The sequence below is a fragment of the Ralstonia sp. UBA689 genome, assembly GCF_002298975.1.
Classification (GTDB): Bacteria; Pseudomonadota; Gammaproteobacteria; order Burkholderiales; family Burkholderiaceae; genus Ralstonia.
In genome coordinates, this window is the sequence record NZ_DBMV01000044.1 from 18,582 (window position 1) to 34,916 (window position 16,335).

Genomic DNA, 16,335 nt, shown 5'->3' on the forward strand with positions numbered 1-16,335 from the left:
AGAAGATTCCGACCGAGATCCGTGTGTCAAGCTGTGGATACCTGTCGGGATGGCAAGATGTTCAAGGGGTCGCCAAATTTTCACTTACCAGCCCCCGATAGACGGCTGCAATTGCGCCTACAACCAGCAATGTGGCGACCACGCTGACGCATGCCTGCACCACTGCGGCCGATAGCGTCGTGGGGCCACCGAAGACAGACATTTGTCCGGCGACCAACATCAAAAAGGACACGACGATAATGGGCACCACTGCGGCAGCAGTAACCATGAAAACGAACCAGAATCGTCCGGCCGTAGCGTTCCAAGACAGGCGGAATGGGGTCTGGCTTGCTCCGATGGCCATGGCAGGCAAGGCTAGGACCAGTCGGTAATAGAAGTGGTACATCGCAAGCACGGCAATGGAGCCAACCGATCCCAATACCGAGCGCAGCTGCGCGCCTAGCAAGGTGGTTCCACTCACCAGCGCCGTCAGAGCAAAAAATGCCAGGGTCCCGCCCGACCACCATCGTTCATTGCGATTTCCCTTTAGAAGCAACCGGTAACCGGCCACCTGCAAAGGCGCGGTCACTGACGTTTGCAAGATCGGCGAAATGATCGTGATATGCCACCACTGGAACCTCCAGGGCCCAGCCCCAAGCATCGCGAGTAGCCACGGCGCTGCCGTAGCCATGACCAAGGCCACAGCAGTCAGCCCGACAAGCAACGGATGGGCCGCCGGTATTTGGAAGGCCGATCGATAGGCGTTCCTGATGGTCGTGATTGTTGGGCTCATCAATAGGTCCAGTTCAATGTCGCCAGCAAAACGGTCGGCTTGCTACCTAGTTCAGCAGGCTGGACAAGTGCTCGGCCAAGCAGCAGTTCACTGGTCAACACGCTCTTTCCATAGGCTGCCGACAGACGCACACCAAGGCCCGTACCGGCTAAGTACTGCCAATGCTGCGTGGCCACCAATTGCGTCTGCCCGCCATCCAGGAATGCATACGGCTCGATGCGCACGCCTGCCATTGCGGGCGCGTTGGCCCACACCACTTCATTGCGCAATGTCAGCCCTCTGTCACCACTGATGATGCCCTCGCGGAAGCCGCGCACCGAACTCATGCCGCCAGCAAAAATCTGTTCCGAACCAAACAGCGCCACATTCGACCACTGCGCCGACACCTGTCCGCGGTAGGCCAGGGCTGCGTTTCCGATCTTCGGCAGCGGCAGTTGCGTGCTGGCATTGCCGTCGAGCTTCCAGAACTGGCTGTGCGCCTCTTCGCGTGTGATGTCTGGAGCGTCACGGCTCGCGCTGAGCGTGCGCATACCCCGCGAGAGCCCAGCTTCCCATGTCGCGTAGGCGCCTTGGCTGTCCACGGCGAACTTACGCAGCCCATTGATCGCTACGCGCAGCACTGTCAGGTATTGCGGGTCGAGCAGCAAATTGTTGACTTCGCGTTCAGTGCGGCGATGCGTGAGCGTGACATCGAACGCCGTGCGGCCGGCTGGATCGCGCTCGATAACCCGATTCCAACCGAAGGTGTGCGCGAAGGTGCGGCCGTAGACGAGCGCCGTGTCGCCAATCAGATTGTTGTATTCGGAGATCGAGCCGGTATAGCTGAAGGTGTTGTAGCCGAACGGCACCGCAGCCGAGGCGATGGCCGCGTTGGTGTCGGTCGTACCGATGTAGGACACGGACAACGCTTCCTGAAAGCCCAGGGCATTGTCCGCATCGATACCGGCACGCAATCGCGTAATTCCTGTCGCTCGGCTGCCGTAGTTGTCGGTACCGACGTTGAATCGGAAGCGGTCACCTGGCTGGTTGCTCAACGCAATCACGGAACCGCCCGGACTCTGGCCCGGCAGGATTTGGACTTCGGCCTGGTTGCGGCGCAGACGGTTAATCTGGTCAACGCCCTGCTCCAAGTCCGTGAGCTTCAAGGTATCGCCCACCGTTGGCATCGACCAGACTGTGCCTGCATCGGTCAGCCATCCGCCATTCTGCGGGCTGCTGGCGGTCGCTTGATTAGGAGCAGAGGTCTTGACCGTCTTGCCGTTAATCTGGAGGCTTTCCACCTTGCCCGGCACCACAGCAATAGTCAGCACCCCATCCTTGAGGTTCTGCGGCGGCAAATACGCGCGTGTGGTGACAAACCCCTGCTGCACAAACGCTTCGGTAAGCTTGCGCAGCAGCAGATTGATGCGGTTCGTGCCCAGCTCGTGATTGACGAACGGCTGTGTGATGCTCTCCACCGTAGCCGCGTCCAGTAGGGTGTTGCCGGTCAACTCGATACGGTGAATATCGAAGGTCGTGCCGAACTCGACTACGGATTCGACGGTCGCAGATTCTGGCACAGCTTGCGGCACTTGAATTTGTGGTGCTTGCTGGGTGGCTTCACGGCGACGCTCGGCTTCCTGGCGCTCACGTAGCGCACGCTGGGCAGGGTCTTCCAGCGGCGGCGTCTGGGCGTGGGCAGTGCTGGCAATCAGCATCGCCGCGATGGTGGCGGGCTTGAACATCATGCGCATTTGCTTCACCGCCACAACCACGAGGTCAGGCCAACGGGCGACTCGATCGACACCGGTTGACGCGACTTGGCACGCACGGTCACAATGCCGCCGCTCGCCGTCACGGCTTGGCCGTCGAAACCGCCTCCTTCGATCTGGCCTTGTCCGTTGATGGTGAGCGCCCCACCCAGCGCCAACCAGCTACCACCCACGTCGGTGGCATACAGCCGCGCCCACGTATCCCCGAAAAACGCCTTGAAGCCGCGATCACGCGCAAGCGCCGTGTAGCCAGTGATGCCGACCGCTCGCACCTTGGGAGCCGTGACGGTCATGTTGCCAACGGACAGAACCTGACCGCCGATGTTCTCAGCCAGCGTCCCGGCGTTGATCGTCAGGTTGCCACCTGCCGAAATCGTGCCGCCCGTGGTCGATACCGTGCTGGAGGCACTCTCCCGGCAGAAAATCATGCAACTGCGATAGAAGTGCGCGCTACCGGTTGCGAGCGCTTCATTGTGGAAGGTGTTTGCGGCAGTGATGGCGATATCAGCGCTGCCGTTGGCAAGGATCTGGCCCCCGGTATTCGTGACATTACGTCCGCTGATGGTCGTTCCAGTTTGCGAAACCAGATACGGCACCTGCCCCGTCTGTGGGATGGAACCGTAGTCCACGTCGAAGCCCGAACTGTGGTTGCGCAAGAACAGCCAGCGCGTGCCGCTGCTGGTCCACGTGGACGGTTGCTCGCCGTTGGCGCCTGTGGTCTTGTCCAGCAGGTTCTGCACGTCGCCATGGGCAACCAGGGTGAGCTTGGCGTTGGACAGGATGCGGCTCTGGTGGTTAACAATGTCACCACCGGCACGCAGCACCACATCGTCGTTCTGGCCGAAGATGATGCCTTGCGTGCTGGCCGTCGCGTCATTGCGAATCGTGCCGCCTGCGGCCAGCGTGACTGCACCCTCAGAAGCCGCTTGGCTCGTGTTGCGCGTCTTACCCTGGATCAAACCGCCGGTGTTGGTCAAATCGCCATCACTCTGGATCAGCACACCGCCATTGACGGCTGCAACCGTAGCGGGCTGTGAGGATGATGCGATGGTGACGCTGCCGCCGTGAATCGTGGCGTTGCCTGCGGCGATCACGCTGGAATCGGTCTGGCTACACGTGCCGGACGCATTCAGCGAGACATCGCCACCTGACGACTGCACTGTGCTGGCATTGCCGCTGGCGGACGTAAGCGCGATGGTGCCAGCCTGAATCGATGTGCCGCCGACGCCATCAATCTTGCTGCCGGCGATCTGCACGGCGCCGGGTGCGGTGACCGCAATCGTGCCCTGCTGCGAAGTCCATTGGGATTGTGCTGTGCTGTCCGCGTTGAGCGACAGGGAAGCGACCTGGGCGACAACGTTTTGTGCGGCGGTCAACCGCGTTGCCGTCATTGACACGCCCTGTCCGGCGTCATTGAGCCCCACGCCTCCGGTTGCTGTCAGCGTGCTGTGGTCGATGGTGATGGGCTCGCTGTGAACCTGTCCGGCGCTGCCGATCACGATGCTACCTGTCTGGCTGCTGGTCCCTGCCGCCAAGGTGCTGCTATCCAGATGCACCGCATTCGACGCGATCTGGATGTTGCGGTTGGCGGTGAGCGCTCCATTGCCGGTTAGGCCAGCCGAGTTGACCAGCACATCGTTGGCTGCTTGAACGCTGCCGGAAGCCAGTTGCAGGTTGCCGGTGCTGCTGATGACGAAATCGCCCGCTGTTGCATAGGTGGCGCCCGCATTGCGCACACCGGCACCCTGGTCCGTGGCAATCAACTCGATGCGGCCACCGGTGAGGGAGCCGCCCGAGGCAATGTCGATGGCATAGCCCAGCGGCGTACCGGTGCCGGTGCTGCTGTAGCTGATCCACGGATCGAGGTTATCGGTCGGTGAGACGCTCGTGTCAACTTCGGCACGGCTGTCGCCAGCGACGATACGCACGCGGCTGTTGGGGTTGGTGAAGCTGTTCTGCACAGCGCCCGCCACACGCACCTGCTTAGCAATCAGTTCCAGGTTGAGCATCGTGCCGGCTAAGCCACCCGAACCGATGTTGATCGCACCAGAGTTCGTGTTGAGCACCACGTTGCGCTGCAACTGGCCTGCGCTATTGGTGAAATCGTTGAATGACACCTGCCCCGTGGTGAGCGCGACGTTACCCGTGTTGGTGAACGAACCACCATCCACCGTGATGCCGTTGGGATTCGCCAAGATCACGTTGGCGCGTGGACCCAGCACGGCGATGTTGCCCTGGATCAGCGACGGGTTGGTGCTGGTGACCTGATTGACGATGGTACGGGCCGCGACCGTCGTGTTGTTCAGGTCGGCGCCTGCCGTGCCGACGTTGAACGACGTGTAGGTGTTATGCGAGACGCCTGCGACGCTCGGGGCGATGTTGACGGTCTGGCGGCCGTTGGCGCCAGTGCTCACCGTCGTGGCAGTGCCGCCGTCAGCGACGATGCCGGCCGCTACAGCGATGGGCGGCATGAAGACGGCACAGAGGCCGAGAACCGCGGCCAGCTTGGCTGGACGGAATGGTAACTGCACGAGACTCTTCCCCTAAAACTGCTTGTTCTACCGGTCCGACTTGGCACGCATTCCAACATCCACGAACACAGCAACACGAATATCGACACGCACTCCGGTCAGTCAAATCGGCCAACTACAGCTCATTGCCGAAGGCTTCAACGACTGCCGTCTGATTGCTTGTTCACCGCATACGCAGTAGTGCCAACACCGCTCCAAAGAAATACCAACCAGCCATCCTCGGATCGTATGTCCTTTGTGCTCGACTGCATTCTGGCCAACATAGGCGGATGGTATTCAAGCGCTCCCGACTCCGCCCTCGCGATGGCAAAGTGCTGCGCAAGACCCGGACCTGAGACTGCACACCTGATCACATCCGCCTCCTTTCCGCCAAGGAAACTAGATTTCCACGACAGCGCGTCCACAGTGCCACTATTCAGCACTGTGCAGCGCGTCAGAGCCATCTCGCGAGCGTCAGCGACATCGCCCTGTATCGCCACGGTGCCCGACTGCCCATGTAACGCCAGCTCAATCTGCTGCGTGCCGACTCGATCGCCGGAAGAATCGAGAACAAGGAAGCGCCCACTAAGCGCCTTACTTAGCTCGACACCGGGCGGCTGCGAGGCGCACCCGCTCAAGAATATCGGCGACAGAACAAGGGCTGCCGAAAACAGGCTTGGTTTGAAACACAGATTTCTCACAAAATTCCTCGTCAATTGGTCAATCCTGTCGACTTGGCGACACCTACATGACCAGCATCTACTTTGCTGCGGACTTCACCAACTCACCGGTATAGCTCAGCCCCGCAAGCTCTTCCACGGCATCTTCTTCCGACTCCTGCGACAACACCACGCGGCCAACGACAATGCCCACTGATGGCGAACTGCGCACGTATTTGGTTTCGCCGCTGCTCAACGTCAGGTGCAGCGTCTTCTCGGTCTCGGTAGCAGCCGACACAACGTACTTGCCAGCGGGACGGTCGACGAAGAAGAAGCCGCCCGGCTTCGACACGCCCACCACCTCGCCGTTTAGGCGAATGTCCGGCTGAACAGCCGCCCCGAGCATCGACGATGAGCGCAAGAAATAGATGCGACCCTCGCCCGCCTTGAGCGTGGGAATCGAAGCTGCCATGTCCGCATGTTTGACACCGGAGGCGCACGCACCTAATAGAAAAGCAGCAGCCAGTCCGATCAACAGCATCCGAGCAAATTGCTTCATACGAAATCACCTCATTAAGATGGCATTGAAATCTGTTACCGCAGCCAGCCGCAATTTTGGCGGGCGCCAAAGCTGATCCGCGCGCTAAGTCAAGCCCATCAAACGGCCGAGACGAACTCGGGCCGTGGCGCTTTGTACATGTCGTCGTGGGCTCTAAGCACAGTCTGGAGGGCTTTGGCGTCTCGGCGTCGCGCAATGCCACGTTTGAGCACAGCCGTGCAAAAAAGCATTCCCGGCGGAGTGCCCTCTCAGAAGGCCATGTATTTCAACTAAATTCGATCTTGCAGTCGCTTAACTGAAATGATTCGCCGTCACTCACTACGAACCGGTCCCCATCGATCACCCCCAATAGGAGATGCAGACCTCTTGCACCAGTCTCTATGTCCTTCCGCCAGCCCTCAATATCGCCGTGATAGCCAATCGCGTGAAACAAGACCCCATTTTTCGTGGTGATCTTGCAGCCACGCTCATTCACTCCGCCACCAGTGGCTTGAGGAGGACTGGAAAACATAGTCAGGCTCTTAAATTGCTTTCGAAAATTATTCTTACCGTCATCAGAGAAATAGACGATTTCGACACCATCAATAGGTATCGCACCTGGCACCAGGCGCGCATCATTCCTCTCAAGCTTCCCACCAAGCGCAGCCTCAAGACGTTCAAGTCGATCTGTCATAAACATCCCCTTATTTAACAGGTGTAATCAAGAATTTGAAATTCTTGACGCCAGCATCGCTAAACACCTTGCTGTAGTAGGCGGCCAAATCTGGACTGTTTGTGTGATAAACCACCCCACCCTCAAAGCCCGCTGCATATTTTTGCGCTTGCGCAACCATATTTTCCTGCTCCGCAACGGCCCATGGTGCTCTCCCATATTCGCTGTTCGGGTTACGTAGTGACGTAGACCAATCATCGACATATTTTGCTTCAACTGCAGTGACCTTCCCATTGACGGTCGTAACGTCATCGGCGACACCGTTAACCCGCTGCCCGTTGACTATAGCCGTGTACTCACGATCTGCGAGCGGGGCGTTGTTATACATGTTCTGAACGGCACTTTCATACGTTTGTGCTTTGTCAACCGCTCGACTACCGTTGACCGAAACGCTGTCTGTGGTCGGGAACTGATTGCCACCGTTTCCGTTGTCGTTTCCGCCATTGCTGTTCGACGCTATCGCATTGCTTGGCAAGCCTGAGCTCGGCGTTACGACCGGCGTCACTACCATGCCGCACGCACCTGGGCCTGCTGGGCAAGGGACCGCTGTTACAACCGCTCCTGCGGTAGGCGGCAAATTGTTGTTCCCAGGCTGCTGATTGCTCGGATCTCCTGCTTGGGCATCCCGTCCATTGCGGCTTCCTGTGGATAAGAAAGTTCTTACCCCTTTCACAAGGTCACGCGCACCTTGAAGCACAGATCCCGCAAAATCCACCGGAGACAAGATAATCCTCTTGCCAGCCGTCGCGTTGTTGACCGACTCGTTCTGCGCCCCATTGACTGCCGACAACGCATTCGTGCCCAGGGCACTCGCCAGTCCGCCACCCGCTAGCATCGCAATCGCCGTGATTGCCGCGTTGTAGTTGGTGTTGTCATAGCGGATGGTCTGCGTCACCGTCCCGTTACCGTTGTCGGTCACAGTGGTGGTCTGCGTGCCGTCGTACAGCGCATCGCGCACCAGCGGCGCTACCACCGCGCTGGCTGCCGCACCCACCGCTCCGCCCGCGCAACTTCCGCCACTTAGACTTTGAGCGGCACAGCCGACGAGCGCGTGGGCTGCTATGTTCATCGCAATGGTGCCGGCGTCGGCGTTGGGCATACCGATGCCCGGGATTTCTGCCCCAATCGCGTTGGCACCCAGTGCCGCCGCGTCGCTTACCAAACCATTCGCGAAGGCCCGCCCGAAACTGCCGCCATAGGCGACGGTGTTCACCCCAGCACTGATAGCCGAGCGCACCACACTGGCCTCCGCAAAACGGACGAAGCTCGACTGCGCCGCAGACCAGTCCCCTACGCTGATGTTGTTACCAATCGTGGAGACACCGGCACCCTCTAGATTCAGCGCCGACAACGCGCCTTCCGTGAGCCCAGCAGTCACAGCAGAGATCGCACCTGCCTCAAGTGCGCTCCCCCAATCCACGTGGCCTGTGGTCAGAGCCTGGCTGGCAACGCTGGACAGCATGCCGGCGAGCATCATGCCCATGAGCCCTGCACCTGCGCCCGCCGTTACGATCGAGACCGCTACGGCTACGATTGCACCCACCCACGTGGGGAACGGTCCCTGCTCCTTGATGAAGTCCTGGTGGATGTCGTCCTTGGCCGTGCCACTGGTGTAGCCCAAGCCAAGGTTGGACTTCATTTGCGCAATCAGCGCATCGGTAGCCGCCTGATTGGTCGTGCCATCCGCGTTGCGTACGATGAAGGCATCGTTGATCGCGTTGATCGCGTTGGCCTGCACGTTCAGGTTCACCGCGGACATGAAGCCGCCCGGCTGCACCTGCGTGCCCGTCTCCTGCAACCAACCGCCATCGACCTTGTAAGCCGACGTGCCGATGTCAACCACGTTCGGCGCGGCGTCGATGCTGCCCGCCTTCACGTTGAGCGTGTCACCGGCCATCACATCGCCAGAGTTCCGCAGCGTGCCGTCAACGTTCAGGTTGACGTTTTGCCCGGCGATGACGCCGCCTGCGGGCTGTGTGATGCTGTCCGCATAGCCTTGCGGCAAGTAAAGCTGCGGCACCAGCGCGCTCACCGTCGGGCACGAGGTGCTTGCCACCGTGTTGCAGTTCGGGTCTGGCACCTGCTGCGTCACGTACCAAAGCATCGGCTTGTCCAATTCGGCAATCTGCTGTTGCGTTAGCGCTTGGCCGAGTTGGATGTTGTGCGCCTTCGCGTAGTCAGCTGCGTCCTTGTACAGAATCAGCTTCTCTTGGTCCGTCACCGACAACTGATTCTGGTTGTCGTAGGTAAGGCCGCTGATGAAGCTGTTCTGCCCCGTCTGCTGCAAGGCCGCCTGTTGCAGCTTCTGATCTTCGGTGAACGGATCAAAGTAGAACGGCGTGCTCCCCGGTTGCAGATTGGCCGGCAGTTGCGAGAGCAGCGTATTCGGCGTGACGCCTGCCAGCACCGAGGTGGCAGCAGTTCCGTTCACATATGTCGCACCGTTGACGCTCGAAGTGGGCGTCGTGAGCGTGCTGCCTGCCACCGGCGCATTGAAGTGCCATTTGACCTGCGTACTACCCGGCGCGCTCGGCGTCGTTACGATGGCTGGCTGGAAGCTCCAAACGGGCGCTTGCACTGGCGCAACGTTCGCCTGCGGTGCGCCACCAGAAGCACCGGAAGTCGATGGGGTCGATCCGCCCGACTGCGCTGTCGGCCCACTACCAGTCGTGTTCGCTGTCGGCAGTGCACCAGTGGGTCCAGACGGCGGCGCCAGCGAGATGACTTGCTGACCTGCCACCGTCGGCGGCGTCGGCTGGTTCGGGTTCGTGATGCCGTTGGTCAGCGCAGCACCGGTCACATCGACCGTGTTGCCCAGCAGATTGCCGGTGTTCAACACCTGCCCACCGGAGGTCACCGACAGCGCATTGCCGGCTTGGATGCCCGACGGCAGGTTGCCCAAAACAGCCACGCCATTCGTGTAGTGGCGCACGTCCGAACCGAACCACCCAGTCTCCTCAACCCACACGCCGTGCCAGTTCGCATTGAGCGCGATGCTGCTGTTGTCGATGCCGCCAGCCATGCTGACCGTAACATTGCGGCCACCGGTAATGAGCGCCCCATTGTTGGAGAGCGTCGTGCCCGACAGGTTGACATCGCGTGCGGCAGAGATGACGCCCGCAGGTCCTGCCTGGGTCATCTCGTCCGACGTACACTGGCTTTCCTTGTAGGTGCCGGCACCCGGGTTGCAGCCACCGGCATAGCTCGGATTTTGGTTGCCGTAGCTCTTGTGCAGCGTCACTGGCGCCATGGTCGTGTTGACCGCGGTCGGCGCGCTGATGGTGATGTCGCCCGCTGTCGACTGGATCGCACCGGACTTGTTCGTCAGCCCAGTGGTCGCCGTCAGCGTCACGTTGCCAACGGCGGCGAGCGTGCCGTTGTTGTTCTGGATGTTCGCGGCATTGACGGTCAGCGTATCGCCGGCTGCGACCGTGTTGGGCGTCTGCTGCCAGGCCAGGGTATCCACGTGGGCACCGCCTTCCTTACAGGTGGCTGCCCCGGGCAGACAGCCTGGCGTGGTGGTGACCTGACTGGTATAGCCACCTTGGTTCGTAAACGTGCCCGGCGTGGTGATCGTGACCTTCTGCGCGGCAGCCAGATCGCCTGCGTTGACCAGATCGCCTGTGCCCGTCAGCGACAGATTGCCGCCGCTCAGAATCTGCCCGGCCTTGCCGAGCGTCTGCGTGACGGACGACTGGCTCGGTGCCGTGGTGGTGGCGCCCGATGCATCCTGGGCCAGCACCACCGGCGAGGCGGTCGGGATAGGCGCACCGCAAGTGTCACACGGCCCCGGCGCCGCCATCGGCTCGCCATACTGCAACTGGTAACTGGACGGGTAGCCAGCAATGTTGCTCTGCCCGATTTTCTGGAGCTGGGCGATGAAGGTCGCGTAGTCGTTCGCGTTGACCGTATCGGTGACGCTGTTGACGAGTGCTGCCGAGCGGCCGTTGTCCAGTGTCCCGACCTTGAGCGTCACGTCACCCGCCGCCTGGAGCAGCCCGCCCTTGTTGGAGAGGCTGCCAGCCGTGATGTCCATCGCGCGGCCAGCCACGATCTGACCAGCGGTGCCATCGGCCTGGCGAATGATGGTGCGGTCAACCGTCGGCAGCCCCAGGGTCTGGGTCGCCACATAACCCGTCGTCCAGTCGCCCGTGCCGTTGCCTTGCATGGAGACCGGCAGCACATGCCACATGCCGACGTAGCTGAGCGAAGCGCCGTTGTCCCCGCCACCTGAGTAGATACCGACAGCCCCAATGGCGATCTGCAGTGCCGCGCCATCGGGCGTACGCGCCAGGTCACCGATAGTGAGATTCGTGGTCGCGCCCGGCGCGACGGGGCTGGAGCAACTGTCGCAGTTGCTCATACTCACCCACGGCGCATAAGTACCAATGATGGTGGAGTTCAGCAGCGAGTCATTGACGATCTTGCTGAAGCTGCTACCGGCATCGACCGGTGCGCCACGATCGTTGATGACGTTCTGGGCGGCGATATGGATATTGCCGTTGGCGCCAATCGTGCTGGCGGTGTTGTTCAGCGTGCCGGAGAGGTCGAATTTGATGTCGCCGTTGGCTTGTGTCTTGCCACCCCGGTTGTCGTAATCGGAACCGGTGACGGCAATGTTGCCCAGCGCCTCAGCGGTGCCGCTATTCTGGATGTTGCCCGCGAGCGCCAGATTGCCGTCCGCGTGAATGGTGCCTGAGTTGGTGAGATTGCCCGCCGACAACGAGACGTTCGAGCCGCCTACGATCTGGCCGCTATTGGCCAGCGTGCCGGCGGTGGACAGCGACAAATCGCCCGCCTTCTGGATCGTGCCGCTGTTGGTGATGCCCTGCGCGGCGTTGATCGCCACGTTGGAACCCTGTACGTTCCAGGTCTGCGTGTTGTTGATCGACTGGACCGCCAGGGTCAGGATGTTGTTGGCGTTGAGCGTCCCGGTGCCGGCAGCGGACGGATCGAAGGCCTGATTGGGCGTGTTAAGCGTCAGGTCGTTGCCAGCCAGCAGTTGGCCTCCGGCATTGTTGAAGCTGCCGGCGCCGCCATTGACGCTGAAAGTCATGTCACCCGTGGTGGGCGACTTGCCGGTCAGGTCGCCCGCGAAGAACGTGCCGCCCTGGTTGCTCTTGAGGGTGGCTGTCGTGACGTTCAGCGTCTGCGCGCCGACCACGAGCCCCTTCGCGTTGTCGATGCTGTTGGCCGCGTTCAGGTTGACGGTCTGGCCGCCCACCGTGCCCCGGTTCACCACATCGGTCGCGTTGACCGTAAGCTGGTTGGCGGCGAGTGTGCCTGTGTTGGAAAGCGTCCCAGCAGTGACGGTCGCCTGCTGCGTGGCGAGCGTCGAGCCCTGGTTGGCAATCGTGGCGCCGGCCAGCTTCAGGTTGGTGGCGTTGCTGTTGCCGGTCAGCGTCAAGCTGTTGGTGGCCATCGCATCCAGCGTGCCCTGCACAACATTGGCTTGGGTTGCTGGTGAGCCAAGCGTGATGTCGGTGCCGCCCAGTGTTGCGTTGCCGCCCACGTAGTTCAGTTGCCCGACGGCGAGCGTCTGGCCGGCGCTGGCTTGCAGATCACCGCCAGTCTGAACTTGACCGGTTAGGGTCGTGTTCTGGCCGCTGGTGATCGTCGTCTTGCCCAGGCTCGCCAAATTGCCGGAGACCGTGGTGCTGCCGTTTTGCGACGCGAGAGTCGCGCCCTTACCGGCGTAGACGGCGCCGCCCACGGTCAGGTTCTGCGCCGCGCTGGCGTTGACGTTACCGTTGTAGGCCAGAACCGAGCCCGTACCGCTTAGTTGCCCGGTGTGCGCGTTCAGGCTGACGTTGCCGCCTGTGCTGGCCGCCGTCCCGTTGACACTCAAATTGCGTCCGGCCGTGGTGGTCAGATCACCGCCTGCGATCGCGCCACCGTCCAAGGTGGCATCGCGCGTAGCGGAAATCGACACGCTGCCCGGTGCGCTAACCGTACCGCCCAGATGCACGTCACCCAGGGTTCCCGTGCCGTTGGCCGTCAGATTGACCTGGCTGCCCTTCACTTGACCGCCCAGGTCGATGCTACCGGCCGTTACGCTGGTCGTCTGTGCAGCGCTCAGGTTGCCTGCGCCGGTGACGGTTTGTGTGGCATTGAGCGTCGCATTGCCGCCTGCGGCAATATCGCCTGCCACAGCGACGGATTGACCGGCAGTGACGGTGGTATTGCCGGTGCTCGACAGCGCGCCATTGACGCCAACCGTATTGCCTGCTTGCAAATTGGCATCGGCGCCGCTACCAACCTGACCGCCAACGGTGAGGTTCTGCCCCGCGTTGAGCGTCAGCGTGCCGTTGCTGCCGATCTGGCCAGCCGTGGTGAGATTGTTGCCAGCATTGACGGTTGCCGTACCCGCTGCGCTGACCAAGCCACCCAGATTCGTATCGGTGCCCGAGGTAACGTTCAGGTTGCCCGGGGTGATGACCGCACCATTGGTTGTCACAGCGCCCGTGCGGCCCGTCAGGCTGACGTTGCCCGTGGTGCTGCCGACCGTGCCGCCAACGGTGAGATTTCGCTGCGTGGCGAGGTTCAGGTCGCTATCGGAAACCACACTGCCGGTAACGGTAGTATCACGCGCGGCAGAAAGCGTAATCGTGCCCGGTGCGCTGACGTTGCCGCCCAGGGCGATGTCACCGATGCCGTCATGGCCTGCGGCTTGCATCGTGATCTGGTTTGCGGTGACATCGCCGTTGATACCGATACTGCCGCCCGCCTGGATACCGATGGCTTGGGTCGCCGTAAGACTACCTGCGCCGCTGACGGTGTTGCCTGCGGTGACGTTGAGGGTGCCGCCAGCCTGCGTAGCGCCGCCCAGATTAGCGTTCTGCCCTGCGGTGAGTGCAATGTTCTTTGCAGCGTTCAAGGTGCCGGCTGTCGTGATGCTACCCGCCACCGCATTGATGGTGGCGTTGCCATCTGCCGTCGTAGTGCCTCCCAGGCTGACGTCCCGCCCCGCGCTTGCGTTGAGATTGCCTTGTGTAGTGACCGCACCCGAGGTGGACAACGTACCGTTGGTGGCCCCGAGCGTGAGATCGCCTACGCTGCCGATGGCGCCGGCCACGGACAGATTGCGACCCGAGTTGACCGACGTGGTACTGCCGCCGGTCAGTTGACCGGCGATCGCAGTGTCGCGGGCGGCCGAGAGCGCAACGGCGCCAGGAGCGGAAACGTTGCCGCCCAGCGTTAGGTCGCCGGTACCATCCTGACCTTGGGCAGTGACGGCAATGGTCGAGGCGTTCAGATTGCCGGTCAGATTGACGCTGTTGGCTGCCGTAGCCGAAAGCGTCTTGGCGGCGGAGAGATTACCGGCCCCCGTCAGGCTGCTGCCAGCGTTCAAGGTCAGGTTGTTACCGGCTTGTGCCGGGCCGCCGACGCTCACATCCCCATTCGCAGAAACAGAAACATCTTGTTGGGCTTTAACGGTGCCGGTCGTGGAAACCGCGCCGGTGGACGTAATGCCGACATTCTGCTGCCCATAGACGTTGCCGACCGTGACGTTGCCGTTGCTGTCGATGTTCACATTCGACGTGTTGGCGGCCATGTCGCCCACCGCCTTGACCGCCAAGCCCTGTGCCGTGCTGATGAGCTTGATTTGCCCAGCGGTGAGTGCCCCAAAGGCCGTGGCGTCGATAGCGACACCATTCTGTGCGGTCGGGCTGTTGGCAGCGTTATTCTGGCCGGTGCTGGTTACTTGCCAATCGGAGCCTGCTCGACCTGTACTCGCTGCGACAGGCGTGACCTGTTGGTTGCCCGCGATGGCGTTGATCTGCTGCCCAGCGTAAAGCGCAGCGTTCACACCAATCGATTGCCCAATGAGGTTGAGACTCCCGACCGTGCCTTCGATACCCGCACCGTTCGTGGTGCCCGCCACTGGATCAATCTGGACACGGCCGCTGTTGACCGTGTAGCCTACGGCGGTCGCTTGATCGAAGCCGACGGAACTACCGCTGCTGTTCAAGAATTGCGGCGTGCCGGTGACGAGCGTGACGCTAGGGGTGTTTGTGAAGCCAGCCCCGGCCAGATAGATGCCTGCTGGCGCCGCGAAGATGATGGAAGCCGGCGCGCCAAACACCTCGACAGTGCCGTTAATGCGGATCGGCGCGGTCCCTGTGACCTGCGTGAGAATAGTCGATGCAGGCCCCGACGAAGCTAAGTTTGGGTTGCCAGAAACGTTCCCGCCGAGGAACGTTCCGCCTCCCGTCAAACTGTTGTTCATCACCAGACCGATTGCATCGACTGTCAGCGAGCGCAACTGGTTCAGCGAAATCCCAGCCCCATTCGGCGTGGTGATGTTCATCACAGGCACGCCCCCATTCGTCCCCGTCGTCTGCGTGATGGTGGGCGTGAAGCGGATGGGCGCTGTCGGATCGGTGATCGGTGCGGCCTCGGCTTGCTGTACGCCCCAACGAACGAGGATGCGGCCCGTGGTGCGCCATGACGCCATCAGGTCGGACAACGCATCTGCTGATGAACGAGAGGCAATGGTGGCCGCGCTCTGCCGAGCCGCTTGCCAGGAAATCTGCACCGGCCCAACCCAGGACACCACGGCAAGCACCGCCGCCAACGAACGCGCCAAGACCGAACGCCGCATACTGCTATGCCGGCTGGTGAAGTCTTCGGTGTCCTGCTCGACGGGCACGACATCGGAAATCGTTCGGGATGACTTAGCGTCCATGACGTTCTTGTTGCTTTTGTTGCGCACAGCATTGTGCGTGCCAGGCAAATTCTTGCCTGGCAATGCCGAAAAAGAGAGATCGGACAGGCGACCGCGCTGTTTAGAAAGCAGCGGGACTATTCGTTCTGGGTCAAGCGATGCGGGGCGTCAGCACACGGCGCCAACACATAGACGACCGGAAGTAATCCCCGGCCGAGATGGCGTGCGCAAAGGCACGAGGGGTTTCGGCTCACTGAAGCTCTCCATTTGCGGAAAAAAGCACTCCCGTTCCCGTTTGATTGAACGAGCCCCCGGCCGGCGTTGCCCTGTCTGTTGCAGAGCAATCGTCATTTTGTGTGATTTATGCGGCGGGATGATACTGCAAAGCCGCGCGATTGCGCCCCACCCGATTATCAAAAATCGCCAAATATAAGTGAAACGTTTTCAAATCTGATGTAAGGCATTATTAAATCAAGCGGCCGCATTGGGCCATGCTGACCATACTTTCTGGCGGTCCTGTTTACGGGCGGCTGCAAGCGGGCGATCGAAACGAATCCCTGGCCGCCCAAGTCGCTGTCAGGAGCATAAGCTCCAGCCCCAGCATCCGAGGCACCACGAGCGTTCGAAGCTGAATGCCCGCCTCCGGTGGTGCACCGTCCGGACGCCGCAAGCACCACGCGAGGTGAATGCGTGGCGTGTCCAGG

Annotated in this window: 6 protein-coding genes; all 6 read right to left on the bottom strand. The window is 61.3% G+C overall.

Annotation, left to right across the window (positions count from 1 at the left end; translation table 11 throughout):
* Window positions 1-61: 61 nt before the first annotated feature.
* The 6 genes from B4F51_RS21595 to B4F51_RS21620 all read right to left on the bottom strand — a co-directional run bounded on the left by B4F51_RS21595 (window position 62) and on the right by B4F51_RS21620 (window position 15,652).
* Window positions 62-772 carry a hypothetical protein gene (locus tag B4F51_RS21595; RefSeq protein ID WP_296228754.1) on the bottom strand — a complete coding sequence of 237 codons (711 nt, stop codon included), beginning with the start codon at window positions 770-772 and terminating at the stop codon, window positions 62-64.
* Window positions 772-2,499, bottom strand: a complete 1,728-nt coding sequence (locus B4F51_RS21600) for a ShlB/FhaC/HecB family hemolysin secretion/activation protein (protein ID WP_296228756.1) — start codon at window positions 2,497-2,499, stop codon at window positions 772-774. Before B4F51_RS21600 ends, B4F51_RS21595 begins: the two co-directional genes overlap by 1 nt.
* 11 nt (window positions 2,500-2,510) lie before the next feature.
* Window positions 2,511-5,054, bottom strand: coding sequence for a filamentous hemagglutinin N-terminal domain-containing protein (locus B4F51_RS21605; RefSeq protein WP_296228757.1), 2,544 nt, complete (start codon window positions 5,052-5,054; stop codon window positions 2,511-2,513).
* Between the two features lie 738 nt (window positions 5,055-5,792).
* Window positions 5,793-6,251 carry a DUF2846 domain-containing protein gene (locus tag B4F51_RS21610; RefSeq protein WP_296228759.1) on the bottom strand — a complete coding sequence of 153 codons (459 nt, stop codon included), beginning with the start codon at window positions 6,249-6,251 and terminating at the stop codon, window positions 5,793-5,795.
* Between the two features lie 265 nt (window positions 6,252-6,516).
* Window positions 6,517-6,924, bottom strand: a complete 408-nt coding sequence (locus B4F51_RS21615) for a hypothetical protein (protein WP_296228760.1) — start codon at window positions 6,922-6,924, stop codon at window positions 6,517-6,519.
* Window positions 6,925-6,934: 10 nt separating this feature from the next.
* Window positions 6,935-15,652 carry a hemagglutinin gene (locus B4F51_RS21620; protein ID WP_296228762.1) on the bottom strand — a complete coding sequence of 2,906 codons (8,718 nt, stop codon included), beginning with the start codon at window positions 15,650-15,652 and terminating at the stop codon, window positions 6,935-6,937.
* Window positions 15,653-16,335: the final 683 nt, after the last annotated feature.

Coding starts and splice junctions, on each gene's coding strand:
- B4F51_RS21615 (WP_296228760.1), bottom strand. CDS start 6,924: ATGACAGATCGACTTGAACGTCTTGAGGCTGCGCTTGGTGGGAAGCTT.
- B4F51_RS21595 (WP_296228754.1), bottom strand. CDS start 772: ATGAGCCCAACAATCACGACCATCAGGAACGCCTATCGATCGGCCTTC.
- B4F51_RS21600 (WP_296228756.1), bottom strand. CDS start 2,499: ATGATGTTCAAGCCCGCCACCATCGCGGCGATGCTGATTGCCAGCACT.
- B4F51_RS21610 (WP_296228759.1), bottom strand. CDS start 6,251: ATGAAGCAATTTGCTCGGATGCTGTTGATCGGACTGGCTGCTGCTTTT.
- B4F51_RS21620 (WP_296228762.1), bottom strand. CDS start 15,652: ATGGACGCTAAGTCATCCCGAACGATTTCCGATGTCGTGCCCGTCGAG.